This window comes from Bacteroides caccae, assembly GCF_002222615.2.
GTDB classification, from domain to species: domain Bacteria; phylum Bacteroidota; class Bacteroidia; order Bacteroidales; family Bacteroidaceae; genus Bacteroides; species Bacteroides caccae.
Genome location: NZ_CP022412.2, coordinates 3,593,600 through 3,618,190, shown reverse-complemented (window position 1 = coordinate 3,618,190; position 24,591 = coordinate 3,593,600). Strand labels below are relative to the sequence as shown.

At 41.0% G+C, this 24,591-nt stretch carries 16 protein-coding genes and 1 other RNA gene; 12 read left to right on the top strand and 5 right to left on the bottom strand.

Annotated features, from left to right (window positions below):
- The first annotated feature begins 84 nt into the window (after positions 1-84).
- The 5 genes from CGC64_RS14830 (at position 85) to CGC64_RS14810 (ending at position 11,394) form a co-directional block, all read left to right on the top strand.
- Positions 85-1,173, top strand: a complete 1,089-nt coding sequence (locus CGC64_RS14830; protein WP_005678179.1) for a FecR family protein — start codon at positions 85-87, stop codon at positions 1,171-1,173.
- A 218-nt stretch (positions 1,174-1,391) separates the two neighbouring features.
- On the top strand, positions 1,392-4,778 hold the full coding sequence (locus CGC64_RS14825; RefSeq protein ID WP_005678180.1) for a TonB-dependent receptor: 3,387 nt from the start codon (positions 1,392-1,394) through the stop codon (positions 4,776-4,778).
- 25 nt (positions 4,779-4,803) lie between these two features.
- Entirely contained in the window at positions 4,804-6,699 is a 1,896-nt protein-coding gene (locus CGC64_RS14820; protein ID WP_005678181.1) for a RagB/SusD family nutrient uptake outer membrane protein, read from the top strand.
- A gap of 89 nt (positions 6,700-6,788) precedes the next feature.
- The gene (locus CGC64_RS14815) at positions 6,789-8,810 is read left to right on the top strand and encodes an endonuclease/exonuclease/phosphatase family protein (RefSeq protein WP_005678182.1); all 2,022 of its coding nucleotides are present in this window, start codon (positions 6,789-6,791) and stop codon (positions 8,808-8,810) included.
- Positions 8,811-8,823: 13 nt separating this feature from the next.
- Positions 8,824-11,394 (top strand): M60 family metallopeptidase, encoded by a 2,571-nt coding sequence (locus CGC64_RS14810; protein WP_050396687.1) that lies wholly within the window; start codon positions 8,824-8,826, stop codon positions 11,392-11,394.
- An 80-nt stretch (positions 11,395-11,474) separates the two neighbouring features.
- Here CGC64_RS14810 and CGC64_RS14805 read toward each other — a convergent pair whose 3' ends face one another.
- The gene (locus tag CGC64_RS14805) at positions 11,475-12,071 is read right to left on the bottom strand and encodes an RNA polymerase sigma factor (RefSeq protein ID WP_005678185.1); all 597 of its coding nucleotides are present in this window, start codon (positions 12,069-12,071) and stop codon (positions 11,475-11,477) included.
- Positions 12,072-12,190: 119 nt separating this feature from the next.
- On the bottom strand, positions 12,191-13,003 hold the full coding sequence (locus CGC64_RS14800; protein ID WP_005678186.1) for a PstS family phosphate ABC transporter substrate-binding protein: 813 nt from the start codon (positions 13,001-13,003) through the stop codon (positions 12,191-12,193).
- A 177-nt stretch (positions 13,004-13,180) separates the two neighbouring features.
- On the opposite strand from CGC64_RS14800, the gene pstC reads away from it, so the two are divergent.
- The 6 genes from pstC to CGC64_RS14770 all read left to right on the top strand — a co-directional run bounded on the left by pstC (position 13,181) and on the right by CGC64_RS14770 (position 18,278).
- On the top strand, positions 13,181-14,377 hold the full coding sequence (gene pstC / locus CGC64_RS14795) for a phosphate ABC transporter permease subunit PstC (RefSeq protein ID WP_005678187.1): 1,197 nt from the start codon (positions 13,181-13,183) through the stop codon (positions 14,375-14,377).
- Position 14,378: 1 nt separating this feature from the next.
- Positions 14,379-15,254 (top strand): phosphate ABC transporter permease PstA, encoded by an 876-nt coding sequence (pstA, locus tag CGC64_RS14790; protein WP_005678188.1) that lies wholly within the window; start codon positions 14,379-14,381, stop codon positions 15,252-15,254.
- Between the two features lie 7 nt (positions 15,255-15,261).
- Complete coding sequence (gene pstB / locus CGC64_RS14785) at positions 15,262-16,020, top strand: phosphate ABC transporter ATP-binding protein PstB (protein WP_005678189.1); 759 nt, start codon at positions 15,262-15,264, stop codon at positions 16,018-16,020.
- 56 nt (positions 16,021-16,076) lie between these two features.
- Positions 16,077-16,766 (top strand): phosphate signaling complex protein PhoU, encoded by a 690-nt coding sequence (gene phoU / locus CGC64_RS14780; RefSeq protein WP_005678190.1) that lies wholly within the window; start codon positions 16,077-16,079, stop codon positions 16,764-16,766.
- Between the two features lie 362 nt (positions 16,767-17,128).
- The gene (locus CGC64_RS14775) at positions 17,129-17,731 is read left to right on the top strand and encodes a riboflavin synthase (protein WP_005678192.1); all 603 of its coding nucleotides are present in this window, start codon (positions 17,129-17,131) and stop codon (positions 17,729-17,731) included.
- Position 17,732: 1 nt separating this feature from the next.
- Positions 17,733-18,278: a nitroreductase family protein gene (locus CGC64_RS14770; protein ID WP_005678193.1), complete on the top strand. Its 546-nt coding sequence runs from the start codon at positions 17,733-17,735 to the stop codon at positions 18,276-18,278.
- Between the two features lie 168 nt (positions 18,279-18,446).
- On the opposite strand, the gene CGC64_RS14765 is transcribed toward CGC64_RS14770, so the two are convergent.
- The 3 genes from CGC64_RS14765 to rnpB all read right to left on the bottom strand — a co-directional run bounded on the left by CGC64_RS14765 (position 18,447) and on the right by rnpB (position 23,495).
- The gene (locus tag CGC64_RS14765; RefSeq protein ID WP_005678194.1) at positions 18,447-21,737 is read right to left on the bottom strand and encodes a S41 family peptidase; all 3,291 of its coding nucleotides are present in this window, start codon (positions 21,735-21,737) and stop codon (positions 18,447-18,449) included.
- Positions 21,738-21,791: 54 nt separating this feature from the next.
- The gene (locus CGC64_RS14760) at positions 21,792-23,111 is read right to left on the bottom strand and encodes a YihY/virulence factor BrkB family protein (RefSeq protein ID WP_005678195.1); all 1,320 of its coding nucleotides are present in this window, start codon (positions 23,109-23,111) and stop codon (positions 21,792-21,794) included.
- A 20-nt stretch (positions 23,112-23,131) separates the two neighbouring features.
- Positions 23,132-23,495, bottom strand: an RNA gene (gene rnpB / locus CGC64_RS14755) — RNase P RNA component class A.
- 98 nt (positions 23,496-23,593) lie between these two features.
- Here rnpB and CGC64_RS14750 point away from each other — a divergent pair.
- Positions 23,594-24,580, top strand: a complete 987-nt coding sequence (locus tag CGC64_RS14750; protein ID WP_032855237.1) for a C40 family peptidase — start codon at positions 23,594-23,596, stop codon at positions 24,578-24,580.
- Positions 24,581-24,591 lie beyond the last annotated feature (11 nt).

The window sequence follows — 24,591 nt, the reverse complement described above, 5'->3', positions numbered from 1 at the left end:
GAGCCATAGAATTAAAAAAAATCCAGAATAATGGAGTAGGTTTTTTTATCCATTCCGTCTTTATTATAAAACGAACTCTAATTTATGCAGAAAAAAGACACTATACAAGATAAAGATAATGAACGTGATCCGTTGATTTCCTATTTCCGGACTTTGGAGAAAGAAGTACCCGAAGCGGATATAGAAAAACGCTGGAATGCTTTAATGCAAAATGTAAATCGCGAGCCTGTTTCCAAACGACACAGGTATTTGCGAATATATATGTTAGCGGCAGGGGTGGCTGCTTTATTTGCAGGTATCGCCTGGGGAACAAAAATATATATGGATCATCATTCACATTCCATAGATACTGCTATTGCATTATTGGAACAATGTACGACTGATACGGTGCAACAGGTGCTTCTTATCACTCATGCACAGCAACGGATAGAAGTGGATAAAGGCGCCCGTATCAGTTATTCGCAGGAAGGAGAGGCTTCGGTCAATGAGCAGCAGGTGGAAAGTAAACCGCAAAAGACGGAGTATAACCAATTGATTGTTCCTAAAGGGAAAACATCGCGGTTGGTACTGGCTGACGGGACTTCGCTGTATGTAAACGCTGGTACTAAGGTCGTATATCCTAGTGTGTTTGAGGGTAAATCCCGTGAAATCTATGTAGACGGCGAGATTTTCATTGATGTCAAGAAGGATACTGAAAAACCATTTATTGTGAAAACTTCCGGTTTTGATATCCGTGTGACGGGAACTGCTTTCAATGTCGATGCTTACAAAGCAATGCGTGAGGCAGAAGTGGTCTTGGTGCGTGGCTCTATCATAGTGAAAGATCATGCAAATAAGGAGACTGCCGTAAAACCGAACGAGTTGTTGAAATTATCCGAAGGGGTGGCTAATGTCAAACGTTCTGTTAATGCGGAAGAATATACGGCATGGACGAAAGGACACTTTCCTTTGGAAGGGCGTGATATGAGTACTATATTGCAACGACTTTCCCTCTATTATGGTTGTGAAATTACTTGTGATCCGTCTATCGAAAATTTCCCTTTACAAGGAACGATTGATTTAAGTGTGCCACTGGAAAAGGTTCTTGAAAGAATTTCAAAAATACACCCTATCGGTATCCGTGCAACTGCTAATGGATATTATTTGTTTATTAACCGAAATACTAATCTTTAAAAACACACGATGCCTATGAAAAAGAAAAAGTAACACTTCACTCAAATTCTGGTAGAAGATATAGTCAAAGACTGCTCTACCTTTAATCTTTTAATTTATTTTATTAATCCCTCGTGGTATTTTTCATTCAAATAAAAAAAGCCCGGATAACCTCACATTATCCGAGCCTGGATGAATGACATTTTATGCCATGAGCATCTAAACTATTATGCAAAAATATGGATTATTTTAGAAGAAAACAAATTTCGGCAATGTTATTGTTCTTTGCATTGCTTCTTCCGATTTCCATGGTTGCCATGGAACAAAACAATGGAGTATTTTCATTCAAATTACAGGATGTTACTGTGAAAGATATATTCAAGTATATCGAGAAAAACAGTGAATATATCTTTTTATATTCTACGGATAAAAACTTATTGAAAAAAATCAATGTGGATGTCAATAAGAAAGATATTACTCAAGTTTTGGATGAAATATTAAAGAACACAACACTAATCTATGATATAGACGGGAAGCAGATAATTATACGAGAGAAAAACGCTTCCGAAAAATCGCAGCAAAAGACAACGCAAAAGAAAAAAACAATTCGTGGAATCGTCTCCGATGATAGCACACAGGAACCTATTATCGGAGCTACTATAAGGGTGAACGGAAGTATGACAGGAACTACCTCGAATATAGAAGGTGACTTTGTTTTGGAATGTGCTGTGGGAGATACCTTGACTGTTTCCTTTGTTGGTTATCAGGATCGGTCGGTTTTGGTAAAGAGTGGTAATATTTATGCTATTGCTTTAAAAGAGTCTGCAGCAGAACTGGGAGAGGTAGTCGTTACTGCATTTGGTGTAGGGCAGAAGAAAGAATCGCTTGTGGGATCTATTCAGCAGATCAAGCCGCAGGAACTTAAAGTACCTTCTTCGAGTTTGAGTACTGCTTTTGCAGGACGTATGGCCGGTGTGATAGCGGTGCAACGCAGTGGTGAACCGGGAGCTGATGGCGCTAACTTTTGGATCCGTGGTAAATCGACCTTCAATGGTAACACTTCTGCTTTGATTATCATGGATGGGGTTGAAATTAGTTCAACGGAATTGAATGCGTTGGATCCTGAGGTTATTGAAAGTTTTTCTATTCTGAAAGATGCTACTGCTACGGCGTTGTATGGTACACGTGGTGCCAATGGAGTGATGATTGTTGCGACTAAAAACGGTAAGAATCTGGATAAGCCTATTATTAATTTTCGGTTGGAAGGAGCTATATCTACAATGACGCGTGTGCCCAATATGGTTGACGGTCCCACGTATATGAAAATGTTTAATGAAGCGGTATCGCGTCCGGGATGCGATGTAAGCCCTTATTCACAGGAAAAAATTGACGGTACTATTGCAGGATTGAATCCTTATATTTATCCTAATGTAGATTGGTTTGATGAAATATTTAATAAGAGTGCTTTTTCTGAACGTGCCAATTTTAATATACGTGGAGGTAGTTCGAAAATGGATTACTTTATGAGTGCCAGTTTCAAGCATAGTAACGGACATTTAAAGTCATTAAGCAAGGACTATTTTTCATATAATAATAATGTGCGTAATTATAATTACGACTTTATAAACAATTTGAATATTAGTGCGACCAGAACTACTAAAATATCTTTAGGGTTGAATCTTTCTGTTGCCGATAAGAAATCTCCTTTAATGGATGTGAATGATATTTTCCAACTTTCTATGGAAGCAAATCCGGTAGATTTTCCAGTACGTTTTCCTGCAAATATGTCAGACCGTGATTTTGTTTTATGGGGAGACAAACCTGGTGGCATTCATGGACAAGGATGGTATAGAAATCCGGTGGCGGAATACGTGACAGGATACAAAACAAATTTGCGTACTACTATTACTGCTAATTTCAAATTGGCACAAGAATTAGATATGATTACTAAGGGTTTGAAATTTACAGGATTATTTTCATTTAAAAATTATAGTAGTTCATCTACAGAACGTAGTGCTAGCTATAACCATTACTATATGTCTTCTTATGATCCTTCATCCATGGAATATAAAATAACCCGTATTGGTGACGAACAAAGTACCGCATTGACAAATGACGGTAGTCGGAACGGGGATAGGAAAATGTATTTTCAGGCTATCTTGGACTATAATCGTATTTTTAAAGAAGTACACGATTTGAATATTATGTTCCTTTATAATCAGGAACAATATGATATTAATGGTCCTACTACACTTTTTTCATCTTTGCCGCAACGGAAGCAAGGAGTAGCTGGACGTGTATCTTATTCTTATGATGGCCGTTATTATATTGAGGGAAATTTTGGTTATAACGGTTCGGAGAATTTCGCTAAAGGACATCGATTTGGCTTTTTCCCTTCAATAGCTGTTGGTTATAACATCTCAAATGAAAAATTCTGGCAGCCAATAAAACCGGTCATTTCAAATCTGAAAATCAGAGGTTCGTGGGGATTGGTTGGCAATGATGCTACGAATGCAGGGCGCTTTGCTTATATGGAAGATCTTGTATTGGGTGGTAGCGATTCCTATACGACGGGTATTAGGCAAGATACGTATTATTCCGGTCCGTCATGGAATAGATATTTTAACCCTGATTTAACTTGGGAAGTTGGTGAAAAAATTAATTTGGGGCTTGATTTACAGTTATTCAATGACTTTAATCTGACATTTGATATATTTAGAGAAAAGCGCCGTGATATTTTTATGACCCGTGAAAATTCCATTCCGGAAATTGTTGGTACAGGTGAAACTAAAATTACTTCCAACAATGGAGAAATGGAGAACAAAGGATTAGATTTAGCTATAGACTACAATAAACAAATCACGAAAGATTTTTTCCTTTCTTTCAAAAGTACATTGACTTTTGCTCGTAACAAGGTCTTGAAAATGGATGAGCCTCCGTATTTTGAATATCCGGGATTGTCCGACGTAGGGCATCCATTGGGTACTTACTGGGGATATGTAGCTGATGGACTTTTCCCCGACCAAGAAACTATTGACAATTCTCCGCGCCAAGATTTAGGTTATACACCACAGCCGGGTGATATTAAATATGTAAATCAGCCTAATGCAAAAGGAGAATATGATAATGTAATTAATAGTAATGATCGTGTGGCTATTGGTCATCCTTATGATCCGGAGCTTGTATATGGTTTCGGCCCTTCTATGAAGTGGAAAAACTGGGACTTTTCTTTCTTTTTCCAAGGAGTGGCTCGTACCTCTTTCATGATGTATGGTATGCATCCCTTTGGTACAACGAGTATTAAAAATATGTTACAATTTGTGGCTGATGATCATTGGAGTGTTGATAATCCTAATCCAAATGCAGCGTATCCACGCTTGACTAAAGATAGTAATGGTAATAACGATCAGTATTCTACTTATTGGTTAAGGAATGCAGCTTTCTTGAAATTAAAAAATGCGGAGATAGGTTATACTTATAAAGGTATGCGCTTTTATTTAAGTGGGGTCAACTTACTGACATTTTCTCCTTTCAAGCATTGGGATCCTGAAATGGGAGGTGGTAATGGTCTTTATTATCCTACCCAGAGAGTGTTCAATATTGGTTTTCAAATGACCATACAGTAATCAAACGATACAAAATTATAAAACTATGAAACTTAAATATTTGTTCTGTGGACTTTTTTTGCTAGGCTTGTCAGCTTGTAACTATTTGGATATTGTACCAGATGAAGTTGTGAAAGAAGAAGATTCTTACGAAACTCCGGATTTGGTACGGAATTACCTTTATTCATGTTATTCTTTTCTTCCTACCAACAGAGCGATTAGTAATAATGCTTATTGGATGATGTGTGGGGCGGAAACTTCTTTTTATCGTAAAGAAATGTTTTCTACTTTTAATGAAGGCACATACGGGCCTTCCAGTCTGCACATGACTTCTGATACATGGTCTCCTATCTGGGAAGGTATCCGGCAGTGCTATATGTTTCTGGATATCCTGGATAAGGCAAAAAATCTGGTTCCTACAGATAAGCAACATTATCGTGGCGAAGCTAATTTTTTGATAGCTTATTATCATTTTCTATCCTTGCGTTCTTACGGTCCTACATGTATTATTGATAAACTTTATGACCCAAAGTTGGATGTTGAAGAATTTCCTGAACGTAGTAGTTATGATGAGGTGGTAGAGTTCATAAATCGCAAGCTTGATGAAGCTTTTCCTGATTTGGCTACTACATATTCCGGAAAAGATTTTGGGCGAGCTACACAAGTAGCTGTCTATGCATTGAAATCCCGGCTTTATTTATATGCGGCTTCACCGTTATTTAATGGTAACAGTGAGATGTATGCCGATTTTAAAAGTAAGAAAGACGGACGCCATTTGATTGCACAGGAATACTCGGAAGACAAATGGAGAAAAAGTGCGGAAATCTCTTTGCAGGCTATTACAGAACTGGAAAAACTGAATTTCCGGCTTTATGATGATAATGATGCAGGTACTCCTGACGATAATCGTCCGGGATTATCTAATCCGGCACAACGTAGAATACGTTATTCTGTGATTGATTTTTCAAATCCAAGTCCGGAAGTCATTTGGGCTGATACCCGAAAAGAAGGATACTATGATATTCAGAATCGGTCTATTCCTCGCCAATATATTGACATTGTGTATGATGGTTCAGGCGGTATAGCGCCTACATTGCAAATGGTGGAATCGTTTTATACAAAGAATGGATTGCCAATGGATAAAGATAAGACGTATGATTATGACGGGAGGTTTAATATTGTTGAGCTACCGGTGAATTATGACGGAAACAATTACTCGAATGTTAGTAATGGTACTTCTATAAAAATGCATCTTGACAGAGAGCCGCGTTTTTATGCAAACATAGGTTTTCATCATGGTTTCTATGAAATCACGCAGTATGACGGCGAGATAACGAGTGATGATCCTGCCAAGCGGGTCATTGTGGAGGAATTACGTAATAATGACCGTCATGGTAAGCGAAATCAAGACCTTTATTATTCTGTTACCGGATATCATAACAAAAAACTGGTGCATCCTTCGTATGAAGATGGCGTGGTGCACTATCCGCTACCTCTTTTCCGTATGGCTGAAATGTATTTGAATTATGCAGAAGCCTTGGTGGAGATTGGAGAATTGGATAAAGCTAAAGATTATATCGATAAAGTGCGTGTACGTGCGGGCATTCCCAAAGTAGACGAGGCCTGGGATAATTTTTCTACTAACCCCGGTTACCAAGACACAAAAGAAGGATTGAGGGAGATTGTCAGACAGGAACGTTCTCTTGAATTTTATCTTGAAGGTCAGAAGTTCTTTGATATTCGTCGGTGGAAGATTGCAGAGAAATATTTGGGGATACCCGATTTAGGTTTGAATGTGGCTGCCAATGATGATGCAGGATTCTTCCAGGTAAGAGAGATTCCTTTGATCCGTAATTTCCATAAAGGACAGTACTTAATGCCTATTCCGATGAAGGAAACTAATAAAATGCCACAATTAGTGCAGAATCCATATTATAATTGATTCTTTCTCTCTTAACTTTTTTATTTAGTGGCCGGGTCGACCGCAGTTATTCTTTGGTCTTCCCGGCCCTACTTTTTATAATAAGTATTATGAAGACATTGTTATATACTATTTTTTTTAGTTTGTTTGGAATACATTTATTGGCACAATCCAACAAGGCTGTCTGTTTGGACGGTAAAGACAATAATCTGCGTATAGGTATGGATACCTTATGCCGCCATTGGACATTGGAAGCATGGATTAAACCTGATAATAATGAATGGAAGTCGCAGGAAGTGATTATTGGCGGTGGAGAATACAGTGAACTCAATTCGTTGGACTATCTGCCGTTGGTGATAGATCATGGACGATTGTGCAATGTAGCTACAGGATTGGTTGGGGAAGAAATTCCTAAAGGAAAGTGGACGCATGTAGCAGCAGTCTGTAATGGACGTTGTATCTTGTTATATATTAATGGCCGGGAAGTCGCTCGTAAAGATACTGCCACTGTCATTTTACCCGGAGCAATCGGAATCAATGAATCATCAGAGAGCGCTTTTGGTGGTTGCATTGATGAAGTGCGCATTTGGAAAACAGGATTGACGGAAAAGGAATTGAATGAATGGATGTATCGTCCGGTCACAGCACGGCACAGTCAGTTTGATTGTTTGAAAGGTTATTATAATTTTGATGATTTATCGGAGGATATCTCTATCAATAGAGCTGCGGAGGGACGGTTGTCATTTCATTTGCGTAACGGCCGTCTGGAGCAATATAAGTCTGCCCCTTTAGCTTATGCGGTTGAAAATGATAACCCTTTATTTCGTGCGGAATATGGAGAACAAGAATTGTTCAAGGTAGTGGCTTTGCCTGCCGAATGGGATGTTGACCGGGGAAAACGAGACTTTCAACTGTTAAAACTACGTATAGAGACTCAAGGTGAACAGTCGCCTAAAGCGGTAAAAGAACTGGTGCTTGATTTTGGAAATTGTACTTCGTTGAAAGATATCGAACGGATCCATATTTATAATACCGGGTCGAAACCTCGTTCGAATGTACGGATTGAATTGGTAAAAGGCGGATTGATCCCGAAATCCGGAAAGATGAAGATACGTCTTTCGGAAAACGAATCCACGCGGTTGAAACATGGTACCAACTATCTATTAGTTACGGTCGATGTCAATGCTGAGGCTGTATTGGGTAATTGCTTGGGAGTAAACGTTCAGTCTGTAAAAATAGGCCGTCGTTCTATTACTCCCATATTATCCGATGATTGTCTCCCGGTAATGATTACATCTGATAGCCGGAATAATAAGAAATATCTGAAAGTACTCCAATGGAATATCTGGCACGGAGGTAAACATTTGGGCAAAGATGGGCGCGAACGTATTATCGATCTGATTAAGCAGTCCGGTGCTGATGTTGTTACTATGCAAGAAGGATACGGTTCGCAAGAAATGATAGCAAAAGCTATCGGATTTAATTTACAGACTCCTTCTCCAGGGGATAATTTGTGTTTGTTTAGCCGTTATCCTATACAGAAAATTAAGACGAAGAATACTTTTTATTCAAATCCTGCTATAATCACGCTCCCTTCCGGGAAAAAGGTGTATCTGAATGCTTGCTGGTTGCGTTATGCCTACCGGCCGGAATATACTTGTTATTATGCTAATTATGGAATGGACACTCATAGGTGGGCTGCGGAGGATAGTATATTAGCTTTGGTCGATATGAAACGTCTGTTGGAGAATGACTTGATTCCTTATGTGGATTCTTCTATGCCGGTCATTATCGGTGGGGACTTTAATTCGTGCAGCCATTTGGATTGGACGCATAAGGCGGCTCCTATTCATTTCGGATATATAGCTGAGGAACTGCCCGTGTCACGTTATATGCTTGATAAAGGTTTTAGGGATACTTTCAGAGAGATAAACCCGGATGAATTGGAACGGGGCGAAGGAACGTATGCGGTCATTTACGGACAGTCGCAGACTTCTCGTATTGATTTTATTTATAGTAAAGGTAATGGAATAAAAACTGTTGCTTCGAAGATTGTACGTACAATGCCTGAGATAGATGACGTATGGCCTGGAGACCATGCTGCTGTATTAACAGTGTTCGAACTTGAATAGAAAGGAGGAAATTGTGAAAATATATAATATCATAAGATTAGCTGGATTCATTGGAGTTTGGTTGTTTCTGTTGCAATCTTGTAAAGATGAGGAACAATTAAATTCAAAATTTGAAATTGAGGGAACTGCTTTGCAACAGAGCTTGGACGGGAATGCTTCTACCGTTGTCGTTCAGGTAAAGACTACGCTTCCTATGTCGGATTGGCAGGTGGAAAGTGATGCGGACTGGCTTAAAGTTTATAAAGAGGCTGATCCGGAAAAAGGACAGGTTATAGTGATGAAGGCAGAGTCTAATAATACTCGTGATAATAGAACTGCTACGATATCCGTAACATCTGCTATTCATGATTATACGATTACGGTGTTACAGTTTTCTACCTTCGAGGTGCCTGAAGATATCCAGGTAAAGGTTATTGGAGGCAAAGATTCGGAACATCAAAATGGTCGTGGAATTGAATGTTCTTTTGACGGAAAGTTTACTCCTGAAGCTGATGGCTATCATTCTTTATTTGGAAAATCAGCAAATTTTCCAGTGTCGCTCGAATATTATTTTGAACCGGATACAGAGATTGATTATGTGATTTATCATACCCGTGCCGGCAATGGTAATTTTGGTCGGGTGGAAGTTTATACGGCCACTGATATCGGACATACTGATTGGGTGAAATATGGGGAATACGATTTTCGTGGACAAGATATGGCGTCACGGGTTTTGTTTGACGAGACAAAGCGTGTTAGCGGCATTAAATTTATGGTATATTCAGGATATAATAACTTTGTGAGTTGTGATGAAATGGAGTTTTTCCGATATAATAAAGAAAGCTCGGTGAATGACCAATTACTTAAAGTCTTCACAGATCTTTCATGTACTGCCTTGAACGAAGGTGTCACAGAAGATGTTATCAATGAATTGCCGGGATACTTTGCCCGTTTGGCTTTAGCTCTGTATAATGATACATACGATACACATGAGAAAGAGTTCCGAATCAGAAAGTATGCCCCGTACAGTGATGTTGTCGAATGGGCAGACAAATTGATGACTAAAAAATATGGCAATCTTGATAATCCTACCGGTATATCGGTGGAGAAAGATGAAGAAATCATCGTATTGGTCGGAGATACATACGGACAGCAACTCTCTTTGCAAGTGATAGGAGAGACTTATACGAATGATGAAGAAGATAGAGGTTGGATAGTCAACTCAAGTGGTTCTATTTATTTTCTATCTCCGGGTATAAACAAATTGACGATGAAAGAATCCGGGCAATTATTTGTGATGTATACAGCTATGCTCAATGATGACAGGGCTAAACCTGTAAACATTCATATTCCTTCAGGTAGTGGAAAAGTGACCGGCTTTTTTGATTTGAAAGATCATAAGACGGATCAGAAATATGCACAGTTGTTGGCTGCGGCAAACCATAAGTATTTTTGTGTTCGTGGTAATAAGATCATGTTTTATTTCCATACTGAAAAATTACGGAGTTTTGTTCCCGATAGAATACTTTCCGCCATTAACTTGTGGGATGATATTGTTGGCTGGGAACAGGAATTAATGGGGATTGAAGATGTATGGCCTTCACAAATGAATAATCATATTTTTGCTATTTCACCGGAATATGGGTATATGTGGGCGTCGGATTATCGTGTGGCTTTTGTTTATACTTATCTTGATAATATCTTATTGAGGGATAATGTAATGGCAGATAAAGATAATGCCTGGGGACCTGCACATGAGATCGGACACATTCATCAGAAAGCGATAAACTGGCCTGGTTGTACTGAATCTTCCAATAATTTATTTTCTAATTATGTGCTTTATAAATTAGGCAAATATTGTTCTCGTGGTAGTGAACTTTTTCATTTGGCTGATGCGCGTTTTGTAGAAGGACAGGCTTGGTTCGACATGGGAAACCCACATCACATGAATGAAGATACCGAAATCCATATGCGTATGTATTGGCAACTGTGGAATTATTATCATCGGTGTGGTTATAATGAAAAATTTTGGCAAACGCTTTTCCAATTATTACGGGCAGATCGTATTGATGAGAATAACCCGGGAGCTGCTCAATTGAAGTTAGCGGTAAAGGCTTCACAGGCTGCTCATGAGGATTTGAGTGACTTTTTTGAATTGTGGGGATTCTTTATACCGGGAAAGGGTGTCATCGAACAATATGGAACTTATGATTATCTTGTAACAGAGGAAATGATTCGGAAAGCAAAGGCGGAGATGTCTATCTATCCTAAACCGAAACACGCGTTTCAATATATTGAAGACCGTAAAGCCGGAGATATTGGTTTGGATAGTGAGCCTTCGGATGTCGGGTATTATACACAGTTTAAAGGTAGTGTAAAACCGGTCAGCAGTGAAGTATATTGCACGGTTAACGGTCGTAGATATTCAGTGAAGAATGGAGAGAATGCTGTGGCTTTCGAGTTACGTCGTGGGGCAGCGGACGGTGACCTGCTTTATTTTTTTAATATGTATGGGTATGATATACCTGGTGGAATTGATCTGGCTGATGCTAAGCTTTATGCAGTCCAGGCCGATGGGAGGCGTGTAGAAATACCTGTTCGTTAATATATTCGTCAGATATTAATGTTTTAGAAAAACCTTCATTTTCGGATATTTACAAAATAAATCCGTCGATGAAGGTTTCTCTATTTTTCGGATATCTGCCCGAACTGTATGCGTAGCTTGCGGATAGATTTGGCAAGGGAGTTCATAGATGATTGCGGATTGATATCCAACACTTCGCTAATCTCTTTATGAGTTAATCCCTTTATGTAAAATAAATAAAGAATTTGTTTCTGTTGATTGGGCAAAGAATTGATTGTCTGCAATAAGGTTTGATATTTTTGCAGTTCCTCATCATTTTTAGAAAAGAATGTCTTGAATACTTCAGCATCATCAGGAATTAAGAATTCCATATCATCGATGCTGACTATATCTTTTTGGGCTACGTAATAATCGTAGATTATATTACGCATAGCACGGAGTAGGTATATCTTTATATTAGAAATGTTATCGATATTTTCACGTTTACAAAGTTTAGTGAATATTTCTTGGATAAAGTCCTGAACCAACTCAGAATCGTTGGTTAGTTTTAATCCATAGTTATACAACAAATTATAGTACTTCTTATAAGAAAGTTCTAGTATGTATAGTAGTTTATCTTTTTTTCCATGAAAAACCTTTGCAGCAAGGTCTTTTTCCTCAAATTCCATATTTAATGCTCTGGTGATAATTATATTCATCGGCTATATTATGAAAAAAAAAGGAATAAAACCTCAAAAATAGAAAAAAAGTTTAGACTATCTGCCAATTGCTTTCTAATTCAGGTTTTTAACACATCTTCTGATAGATACGGATGTGATTACTTAACCGGAATATAGCCGCTCTTTTTTATAATCTCCTGTCCTTCGGGTGAAAGAATAAACTGAATCAAGGGGGTGACTGCCTCTTTGTTTTTTACATTGTAATAGTAATAAAGAGGGCGCACGATCGGATATGTTTTGTTGGTGGCATTTTCTACCGAAGGCGTAGCATAATGGCTTCCGTCATAGGATACGGAGAGAGTCTTGATACGCGGAGATACATAGGCCAGACCGACATATCCGATGGCTCCTTTTGTCTGGCTGACAGACTGGATAATGGCACCGGTGGCAGGCATGGAAAGGCTGCTCGACATATAATTTTTGTTTTTCAATACGCTTTCCTTGAAAAATTCGTAAGTTCCGGAAGATGTTTCACGGGAGTACACTACTATTTTGCGGTCGTCTCCGCCCACTTGTTTCCAGTTGGTGATCTTTCCACGGAAAATGTCTTCCAATTGCTGGCGGGTAAGTTGTTTCACAGGATTGGAAGGATGTACCACTACGGCAAGAGCATCATAGGCTACAATGATTTCGTCTACATCCTGTCCGGCTTCCTTGATTTTCATCTTTTCGCTGAACTTGATCGGACGGGAGGCCATGGCGATGTCCGTTGTGTTATCCATTAAAGCGGAGATACCTACACCGGTTCCTCCGCCGGTCACTGTGACACGGGCGTCAGGGTGCTGGTTCATAAACCGTTCTGCTGTCTGCTGGGCGACAGGCAATACAGTGTCGCTGCCTTTGATACGTTGTGCATTGACACTAAGAGAGAGTAGGGAAAAGGCGATTAATAAGTTTCTTCTCACTTTCATAAATTATTCTTTTTATTGCTGGTGCAAATAAAACAATTGGATATTACATTCTTGTTTCATGTAGGGTGGAAATAGATGTTGTAATACAAATGTAATATGATTGAAACATTTCCTTCAAACATTAGTCACATCCCCTTAATAAGGAGATGCTTTCTTTGCATCAGAATTCAAATAGGTATGAAAAAGTTTTTTGAAAAGATTATAGAAGGTGTTCTGACTTGTAGTGGTTTCGTAACGAGCATTACAATTCTGCTTATCGTTCTTTTCCTGTTTACTGAAGCTTTCGGGCTATTCAAAAGTAAAGTGATTGAAGAAGGATATGTGTTGGCGCTGAATAAGAGTAATAAGGTAAGCGTGCTGACTCCGGCGCAGATAAAGAATGTTTTCGATGAGGAGATAACGAACTGGAAAGAACTCGGCGGGAAAGACCTGCCTATCCGGGTTTTCCGTCTGGAGGATATAACACAGTATTATACCGAAGAAGAACTCGGCCCCGCTTATGAATATGCAGGTGAGAAGATAACGGAACTAGTGGAAAAGATGCCGGGTATTGTGGCATTTGTTCCGCAGAAGTTTATCGTTCATCCTGACGCGGTGCATCTTATAGAAGATAACACGATTTCGGTAAAGGATGTTTTTGCAGGTGCCGAATGGTTTCCGACGGCAACTCCGGCAGCACAGTTCGGATTTCTGCCTTTGATTGCCGGTACGTTGTGGGTAAGCTTGTTTGCTATTCTTTTTGCATTACCGTTCGGACTTTCGGTTTCTATTTATATGTCCGAAGTGGCAAATCCGAAGGTACGGAGCTGGCTGAAACCTATTATTGAATTATTGAGTGGTATTCCTTCCGTTGTATACGGCTTTTTCGGATTGATCGTTATTGTTCCGTTGATTCAGAAACTGTTTGATCTTCCGGTGGGCGAGAGTGGATTGGCAGGAAGTATCGTGCTGGCTATTATGGCATTGCCTACCATAATTACGGTGACGGAGGATGCGATGAGAAACTGTCCGCGTGCTATGCGGGAGGCGAGTTTGGCATTAGGAGCTTCGCAATGGCAGACTATATATAAGGTAGTGATTCCTTATTCTATTTCGGGGATTACTTCCGGAGTAGTGCTTGGCATCGGACGGGCTATCGGTGAAACAATGGCGGTGTTAATGGTGACGGGTAATGCTGCCGTAATTCCGACTACTATTCTCGAACCGTTGCGTACCATTCCGGCTATCATTGCGGCGGAATTGGGAGAAGCTCCTGCCGGTGGTCCGCATTATCAGGCCTTGTTTATGTTGGGCGTCGTGCTGTTCTTCATCACACTAATTATTAACTTTAGCGTGGAATACATTTCTTCTAAAGGATTAAAACGTAGTAAATAAAATGGAAATGTGTAGTAATAATAAGGCTAAACATCGTTCGCAGAAGCTGGCTTTCGGAATTTTCCGTTTGTTGAGTCTTTGTATTGTGCTGATACTCTTTGCAATTCTCGGGTTTATTATATATAAAGGCAGTGGTGCTATCAGTTGGGAGTTTATCACTTCAGCACCTACGGACGGTATGAGGGGTGGAGGTATCTGGCCGGCTATCGTAGGTACTTTTTATCTAATGGTGGGTAGTGCGTTGTTTGCTTTCCCGGTAGGTGTGATGAGTGGCATCTACATGAATGAGTATGCGCCGAAAGGAAAATTGGTACGCTTTATCCGGGTAATGACGAATAACCTGAGTGGTATTCCCTCTATTGTGTTCGGTTTGTTTGGTATGGCATTGTTTGTCAATTATATGGGCTTTGGTGACAGTATCCTAGCGGGTTCTTTGACGTTAGGCTTACTTTGTGTACCTTTGGTGATACGTACTACGGAAGAAGCGTTGAAGGCTATTCCGGATAGTATGCGTGAAGGTAGTCGGGCATTGGGAGCAACAAAGTTGCAAACGATCTGGCATGTAATTCTGCCTATGGGAATGCCGAACATTATCACCGGGCTGATTCTGGCTTTAGGGCGTGTTTCGGGTGAAACGGCTCCTATTCTGTTTACTTGCGCCGCTTACTTCCTGCCGCAGTTGCCGACCGGTATTCTTGACCAGTGTATGGCGTTGCCTTATCACTTGTATGTGATTTCGACCAGTGGAACGGATATGGAGGCGCAGTTGCCGTTAGCTTATGGCACTGCATTGGTCCTGATTGTGATTATCCTACTGGTGAATCTGCTGGCTAATGCTTTGAGGAAATATTTTGAAAAAAGAGTAAAGACGAATTAAATAATATATGGATACAGTAAAAATAGATGCGCGTGATGTGAATTTCTGGTATGGTGATTTCCATGCTTTGAAAGGAATCAGTATGCAGATTGAGGAAAAATCGGTTGTTGCGTTTATCGGGCCTTCCGGTTGTGGAAAGTCTACCTTTCTCCGGCTTTTCAACCGGATGAATGATTTGATTCCCGCTACCCGCTTGGAGGGGGAGATTCGTATTGACGGACAGAATATATATGCGAAAGGAGTGAAAGTGGACGAACTTCGTAAAAATGTGGGAATGGTGTTCCAGCGTCCTAATCCTTTTCCGAAAAGTATCTTCGAGAATGTGGCTTATGGACTTCGTGTGAATGGAGTGAAGGATAATGCATTCATTCGTCAACGGGTGGAAGAAACGCTGAAAGGGGCTGCGCTTTGGGATGAAGTGAAAGATAAACTGAAAGAATCGGCCTATGCTTTGTCCGGCGGGCAGCAGCAGCGTCTTTGTATCGCTCGTGCAATGGCGGTATCTCCTTCAGTGTTGTTGATGGATGAGCCTGCTTCTGCACTCGACCCTATTTCTACGGCTAAAGTGGAAGAATTGATTCACGAATTAAAGAAGGACTATACGATTGTGATTGTAACGCATAATATGCAGCAGGCAGCTCGTGTAAGTGATAAGACCGCGTTCTTTTATATGGGTGAAATGGTGGAATTTGACAATACGAAGAAGATTTTCACGAATCCGGAGAAAGAGGCTACGCAGAATTATATTACAGGACGTTTCGGATAGTTTGTACCGGAATGGCGGGGATAAATAGGAATATTAACACTTATATATAATAGACTATGGTAAAGTTTATAGAATCGGAACTCATTCTATTGAAGAAGGAAATTGACGAGATGTGGACGTTGGTGTATAATCAGCTTGACCGTGCCGGGGAGGCTGTTTTGACACTCGACAAGGAGTTGGCGCAACAGGTAATGGTCCGTGAACGCCGGGTGAATGCCTTCGAACTAAAAATAGACAGTGATGTGGAAGATATTATCGCACTATACAATCCGGTAGCAATCGACCTTCGTTTTGTATTGGCTATGCTGAAGATTAATACGAATCTGGAACGCTTGGGAGACTTTGCGGAAGGGATTGCCCGTTTCGTGATACGTTGCAAAGAACCGGTGCTTGACGCTGAGTTAATGACGCGTCTGCGTTTGGGTGAGATGCATGCTGAGGTACTTTCAATGTTGGAACTGGCAAAACGTGCCTTGCATGAGGAGAGTATTGAAATGGCAACTACCGTATTCGGCAAAGATAATCTGCTGGACGAAATCAACGCACAGGCAACGGGAATCCTTGCCGATTATATCATTGAACATCCTGAAACAGTACATACGTGTGTGGATTTGGTGAGCGTTTTCCGTAAATTGGAACGTTCCGGCGACCACATTAATAATATCGCCGAAGAGATTGTTTTCTTCATTGACGCCAAGGTATTAAAGCATAGCGGAAAGATAGACGAGAACTATCCGAATAGATAATTTTTTGCAGGTTTTTAAACAGAAATTAGGGCTCCTTAAAATTTTATCCTATATTTGTCTCCTATAACGGGTAAGTTACAGGCGTTTTTGCGTCAAATGATAATAAATCCAAAGAATTTTCAAAAAGATGTTATATGACATGTTTTATAATTTGGAGAGTATCAGTAAAAGCGACTATATTTGCACCGTTATCCTGAAAACAATCTTTTTACCTTAAAAAAAACTAATACCTATTGAAAACTGAAAAATGGAGCTTTGTGAAAAGCCCCATTTTTTTTTGCTCTTATTTTCTTTCCTGCCGGCTTATTTGTATCTTTGAACCCTATATAAAAAGAGTATTTCAAATCGTAAAATCGTAAATTATGTTTTCCGGAATTGTAGAAGAATATGCTACCTTGGTAGCACTGGTGAAAGACCAGGAGAATATACACTTTACATTTAAGTGTTCGTTTGTGAATGAGTTGAAAATCGACCAGAGTATTTCTCACAACGGTGTCTGCCTGACAGTAGTAAGTCTGACGGATGACACGTATACGGTGACTGCCATGAAAGAAACATTGGAACGTTCCAATCTCGGTCTGTTGAAGGTAGGAGATAAGGTGAATGTAGAGCGTAGCATGATGATGAACGGCCGTTTGGATGGGCATATTGTTCAGGGACATGTAGACCAGACTGCAACCTGCATTGATATTAAGGATGCAGAAGGAAGTTGGTACTTTACATTCCGGTATGCGTTTGATAAAGAAATGGCAAAGCGCGGATATATTACTGTTGATAAGGGTTCGGTGACCGTGAACGGTGTTAGTCTGACGGTATGTAATCCGACAGATGATACTTTTCAGGTGGCTATCATTCCTTATACTTATGAATATACCAATTTCCATACGTTTACAATCGGCAGTGTGGTGAATATCGAGTTTGATATAATCGGCAAGTATATCAGCCGGATGATTCAATACAAATAATATGGAATATATAGACTTTCTGCAATTGGTACTTTCCCGGCAGAGTGACCGGGCGTATGATAAAGAACGTTCGGTAGAAGCGGAGAAGTTGGAGAGGATTTTAGAGGCGGGTCGTTTGGCTCCTTCTGCCTGTAATGCACAGCCTTGGAAGTTCGTGGTGATAACTGACCGTGAATTGGCTTTAAAAGTGGGTAAGGCTGCTGCAGGACTTGGGATGAATAAATTTGCTAAGGATGCTCCAGTGCATATCCTGATTGTAGAAGAGTCCGCCAATATCACTTCTCTACTTGGAGGAAAAGTGAAGGATAAGCATTTCCCGCTGATTGATATTGGAATTGCTGCTGCTCATATCACACTGGCTGCTGAAAGTGAAGGACTGGGATCGTGTATTTTGGGCTGGTTTGATGAAAAGGAGATAAAGCGCTTGACCGGCATACCTGCTTCCAAACGTCTGTTACTGGATATTGCGATCGGATATCCGATAAAGGAGAAGCGGAAGAAGATGAGAAAGCCGCAGGAAAAAGTGGTTTCTTATAATCGTTACTGATTCTAAAAGAATAAATATTTCCAACTTGTAGAATAGCTATATAACAGAAGGCGTCGTTGGTTTTAAAGGAACGACTTCTTTCTTTAAAACCAAAAATGAATGTATTAGGTCGCTGATAGATAGTTTAATATAAAAGCCCCATATTTCGGGGCTTTTATATTAATATACTTATTTCTTTTTTGACAACTCTTTCAGTAGATGATTTACTGCTGCTTTCAGTTGAGCATCTTCTCCTTTCAGGCTGGCTCCCGGTTCGTTGTAGACCAGAATGTCTGGTTGTAAAGTTTGATTTTCGAGATATTTTCCTTGCATATCCATACATCCTACCTGTGGGATACCGAATACGATAGATGGGTCAATCTGTCGTTCCCACCATACAGCAGTCATGGTTCCTGCAACGGGAGTACCAATCAATTTTCCGATGCCTAATGTCTTATATACGTATGGAGTACCGTGAGCATTACTGTAATTGTCTTCACAAGCTAACATACATGAAGGCTTCAGCCATTTGTTGAATGGGTCGCTTCCGATATATTGTCCACGTGGAACGAAACGCTGGTATTCTTTTCCGCTCAGAAGGGTAACGACGTCATCGTGCAGCCAACCGCCGCCATTATGACGGGTATCTACTATGACAGCTTCTTTGTTGCGGTAACGTCCCAGTAACTCGGAGTACATTTTACGGAAGCTCGGACTATCCATTCCTTTTATATGTACGTAGGCAATGCGACCGCCAGATAACTCCTCTACTTTCTGTGCGCAACGTTTCACCCAACGTTTGTAGAGCAATTCACTTTGTGCCCCATAGCTGATAGCTTTCACAGTTTCTTCAAAACGCTTTTTGGTGGCCGGGTCATATACGGTAAGTATTACTTTGCGTCCTACCTTGCCTTCAAACAATGGGAAGTAATCAGCATTGGCTTCAATCGTTTTTCCGTCTACTTTTTCGATGATACATCCTGCTTTCACATCAGTTTTCTTTTGAGTGAAAGGACTCTGATCCAGAATTTCTTTGATTTTCAGTCCTGTACCACTATATGATTCATCATAGAAGACGCCCAATGTAGCGGTAGATAATGCACTGCCTCCACCTGCATAACGGGCTCCCGTATGTGAGGCATTCAGTTCTCCGAGCAGTTCGCTCAGCATTTCAGCAAAGTCATAATTATTATTGATATGTGGCAGGAAGCGTTGGTAAGCTTCTTTATATCCTTTCCAGTCGGTTCCTTGAAGGTCTGCGACATAGAATTTATCATTTACCTGTTGGTAGACATGGTCGAAGATATATGCGCGTTCGCCATAAGGACGATAATCGAAGAAGGCTTCAAATTCAATCGGAGTGACTTTGCTGCCGGCGATTTCGATTTTCTTTAGTTGGCTTCTTGTGCACATAAAGATGTTCTTACCTTCTTTATCGGGGATCAATGCACCTCCACCGACTCCTTTGAGCAATATTTTGGTGGTATTTTCTTTTAATTTATGTTCCCACAAATCATAGTCACCTTCGAAAGCTGCCAGATAATAGAGTACATCGCCTTTCGGAGTCAGTACTGCGTCACTAAGACGGGAAGAATTGACTGTCAGGCGGACAATGCGATCGAAACGATTTTCGAGGTCGAAGGTCAGCGGCTTGACTTCTTCTTTTTTCTTGTCTTCTTCTTTCTTGGTATCTTTTGTTTTAGCGTCTTTCTTATCTTTCTTCTTTTCAGCTTTCTCTTTCTCCTCTTTTTCCTTCTTGGCCTTTTCTTCTTTCTCTGTTTTTTCAGCCTCTTCAAGTAGGGCGAGGTCCTCTTTGCTCATGGTGAAACGGTTGTATGCATCTACATCGAAGAACATGATATAGGTATCGCTTTCGCTTCCCCAGCTACCGTGACTACGGTATCCGGAACGGTCACTGTTCCATATCATGGCTTTTCCACCCAATACCCATTTGGCATTGGTGTCGCTGTATCCGCTTTCGGTAAGGTTCACCATTTCTCCTTTTCCGTCAGCTTTCAACAGTACCACATCTTTATTATTCCAGCCGCCTATACCAATAAAATCAGAGAGAATCCATTTACTGTCGGGACTCCATTGGAACCATTGGTCACCGTCTGCATAAGAATACTGGTATTTGGCATCCATAACAGTACGTACAGCTTTGCTTTTCAGATTGATAACACGAATAGCCGTACGGTTTTCAAGGAAAGCAATCTCCTTTCCGTCAGGGCTATACTGTGGTTGGAAAGAAGCGACGTTAGATTTAGTCAAGCATTCTTCTTTCAATTCGGTGGCATAAGTGAACTGCTTTTCTTCTTTACGTACGATCGTTGATGTGTAAAGTTGCCAAAGTCCGTTACGTTCCGATGAGTAAACTAAAGTACGTCCGTCGGGGGCAAAACTGATGTCACGTTCCTGGTCGGGAGTATTCGTAATTTGCTTCGTCGTTTTGTAGTCGATAGAAGTGACGTATACATCACCGCGCATGATAAATGCCACTTCCTTACCCTTAGGAGAAACGGCAATGTCAGTTGCGCCGTACGATCTGATCTGGCGGATGATGTCTTTGTCTATCTTATCCGACAGGATAGTGATATTTACTTTTTGTGGCTGTCCGCCCGGAACAAGCGTGTAAATCTCGCCATTATAGCCGTAGCATAATTTACCTTCACTTGCCATACTCAGAAAGCGTACCGGATGTTTGGTGTGGAAAGTGATTTGCTTGGAAGTATTTGCTCCGGGGGTACGTTGGAAGATGTTGAACGAACCTTTTTCTTCACTCAAATAATAGAATGACTTACCGTCGGGAGCCCATACCGGTTCACGGTCTTCACCTCCGAAAGTGGTTTGCTTCTGGTATACGGGCGTCTTTCCGGGAGTATAGCTCCAGATGTCACGGGCGATAGGGGATACCTGATGTTTACGCCAGTAGTCTTCATATCCTTTTTTATCCTGATAAAGCATAATTCCTTCCTTATTAATAGAGATACACTCCATAGGCATGGATGAAAACATGGTGGGACGTCCTCCTGTAACGGCCACTTCGTATATCTGCTGGAATTGTCCCGAGGGAAATCCGGCATCCTCGGCAGAAGGGGCGATATTAGCTGTGAACAGGATATGCTTGTCGTCTTTATAAGCGACAGGCTTTTCGCTGCCGGAATGAGTGGTCAATCGTTGGGGGACTCCTCCCTCTTTGGCGACAACGAAAACATCAAGACTCCCCATGCGGTCGGATGCAAAAGCTATCTGCTTTCCGTCGGGACTCCATACCGGAGTGGTGTCAAAAGCCGGATTCGTGGTGATTTGGGTGGCACGTCCGCCGGTTGACGGTACTGTGTAAATGTCTCCCTTGTAGGTGAATGCAATGGTTGTTCCGTCCGGAGAAAGAGCGCAATAGCGCATCCATAGTGGAGCTTCTTGTGCCGCAATTGTTCCTGCAAAGCAGAGAGCAAATGCACTTAGTAGTAGTTTCTTCATTTTTCTTTATTATAATTGTGTTAATTCATTTCTAAAGGTCTAAGGAGGCGCTATTTATAAATCTTTGAGTAGTACTTTACTTGCCTTTTTATAGTATTCTTCTCTCGATTCTGTCAGCACCTTCCATTCATCGCTAAATTCTTCGTCTTTATCAATCTTGAAATTCTCGGAACCGTATGTGTCCAAACGATCAAGCAAAATTGCTACATTTAATTGGTTGATATCCATAGAAGGCTGATAACCGATATCTTCACTTTTTTGGTCGGTTACTACCTCATGTATCAGGTCTATTTCCTGTAATTGATAAAGTACTTGGTTCGTCAGCCGGATGGGTATCTGATGTTCTTCCGATATTTCTGCCGCCGTATAAGGAGGATCGTTCTTTTCGAACCGTTTGGCGATGAGTGACATAATCAGGATAGAGATAAAATCCCGGTAACGCCTGCTGATATTACGTGTGTCCTGGTCGAAGCTAAAACTGCGGATGTTCTGTCCCGCGTATGCCAGTTCAGCACCGAACAGGCAGATAGTCCAGGAAATCTGTAACCAGAGCAGGAATAGAGGAAGTGCGGCAAAGCTACCGTAGATAGCATTGTATTTTGATACCCACAACTGGCTGTTGATATATAGGAACTGGAAAGCCTGATAAGCGGAGCCGGCCAGAATACCGGCAATAAGAGCGTGTTTGAATTTTACTTTCGTGTTCGGCATGAAAATATACAGCCCGGTGAACATCATCCATGTGAGAACGAAGGGGATAAGCCGTATCATGAACTTCATGACAGGAGCAAGCAGGACGAAATCATCCATTTGTTTGAGTATGGTACTCATAAACAGGGAAAGTCCTCCGGAAACAACTATCAGAATCGGCATCAACAGGAACATGGAGAAATAATCCGTAATCTTGCGATACATGGAACGTGCTTTCTTTACTTCCCAGATACGGTTGAATGTGATTTCAATATTGCTGACCAGATTGATGACCGTCCATAACAACATCACTAAACCTACTCCGATGAAAACACCTCCTTTGGTTTGTGAGAGATAGGAATTGACAAAAGAGAGAATGGCTTCTGTCGTTTCTATATTTCCTCCGAAGCCGTTGCGGAACTGGTGTTCCATTAGGTTGTCGAACCCGAAGCCACGGGCTACGGCAAATAAAATGGCAAGTATCGGCACAATGGCGAGCAGCGTGCTGTATGTCAGCGCAGAGGCCTTGTTAGCCATTCGGTCTTTGGTGAACCGGTTGATACAAAGATAGATCGTTTTTATAATATTGTAGAGCGAGAACTTAGTTCTGGTCACTTCGTCTTCCGTGATGCGCCAAATGTCATACGTAAGAAACTTCCATATATCAGTGATTTTCTTCTTCATGGCTCAGGGTTTTAAAAAGAAAAAGCAGTCAGCCTATAAGCCGAGTTCTGTACCTTATATAAATAAGGTGTCTGTCATTTATCTGAGTGACGTGTCACCACGGCACTTTAGCGGTCTACCCTCCGACATGGAGCGAGCAACTCTCATAACGCCGGTTTACATGACCTTACAACTCCTAAGACGTACAGCCCGACATGTCACCATGCGGCTGGTGGGCTCTTACTCCACCTTCTCACCCTTACCTCTCCCCGAAAGGAATGGCGGTTATTTTCTTCTACGTTACTCTACCCTCACGGACAGCTTTCTGTTAGGAAGTAGGATGCTCTGTGTTGCCCGGACTTTCCTCCTGCACGAAAACGTGCACGCGACAGACCGGCCAACTGCTTTAGGCTGCAAAAATACGTCATTTATTTTGTTTTAGCCAAAGAATGTGTCACAAATAGAAATAATTTCTACCTTTGCTATCATTAAATCATGGTTCGATGAAGAAAATTATCCTTTTTTTCTGCTGCTTTCTGGCAGTTGTGTCAGTTACCCTGAATGCTCAGGAGATACGTCCTATGCCTGCTGATTCCGCTTATGGAGTAGTACATATTTCTGTCTGTAATTTACGTGACGAGGGGAAGTTTACCTCCGGTATGAGTACACAAGCATTGTTAGGAATGCCGGTTAAAGTTCTGCAATATACGGGTTGGTACGAGATTCAAACACCGGATGATTATACCGGTTGGGTACATCGAATGGTTATTACCCCCATGTCGAAGGAAAGATATAATGAATGGAACCGTGCCGAAAAGATTGTGGTTACTGCCCATTATGGATTCACTTATGAGAAGCCGGATGAGAAATCGCAAACCGTATCTGACGTAGTGGCAGGAAACCGCTTGAAGTGGGAAGGAAGCAAAGGGCATTTTTATAAAGTCTCTTATCCGGACGGTCGGCAAGCATATATTTCCAAATCGATCTCACAGCCGGAGACAAAATGGAGAGCTTCTCTGAAACAGGATGTGGAGAGTATTATCGAAACTGCATATACTATGATAGGCATTCCCTATCTGTGGGCCGGTACTTCTTCCAAAGGAGTAGATTGCAGCGGTCTGGTTCGTACGGTGCTGTTCATGCATGATATTATTATTCCCAGGGATGCATCGCAACAGGCTTATGTAGGAGAACGCATCGAGATTACTTCCGATTTTGCTAATGTGCAACGGGGAGATTTGGTGTTTTTCGGTCGGAAAGCTTTTTCCGGACGGAAAGAAGGTATCTCTCATGTCGGTATCTATTTAGGAAATAAACAGTTTATCCATGCTCTTGGCGATGTGCATATCAGTAGCTTTGAACCGGCAGATAAGAACTATGATGAATTTAATACGGGGCGTTTGCTTTTTGCAGTCCGCTTTCTGCCATATATAAATAAGGAGAAAGGGATGAATACTACGGAACATAATCCTCACTACCTTCCACAATAACCTCTTTATTT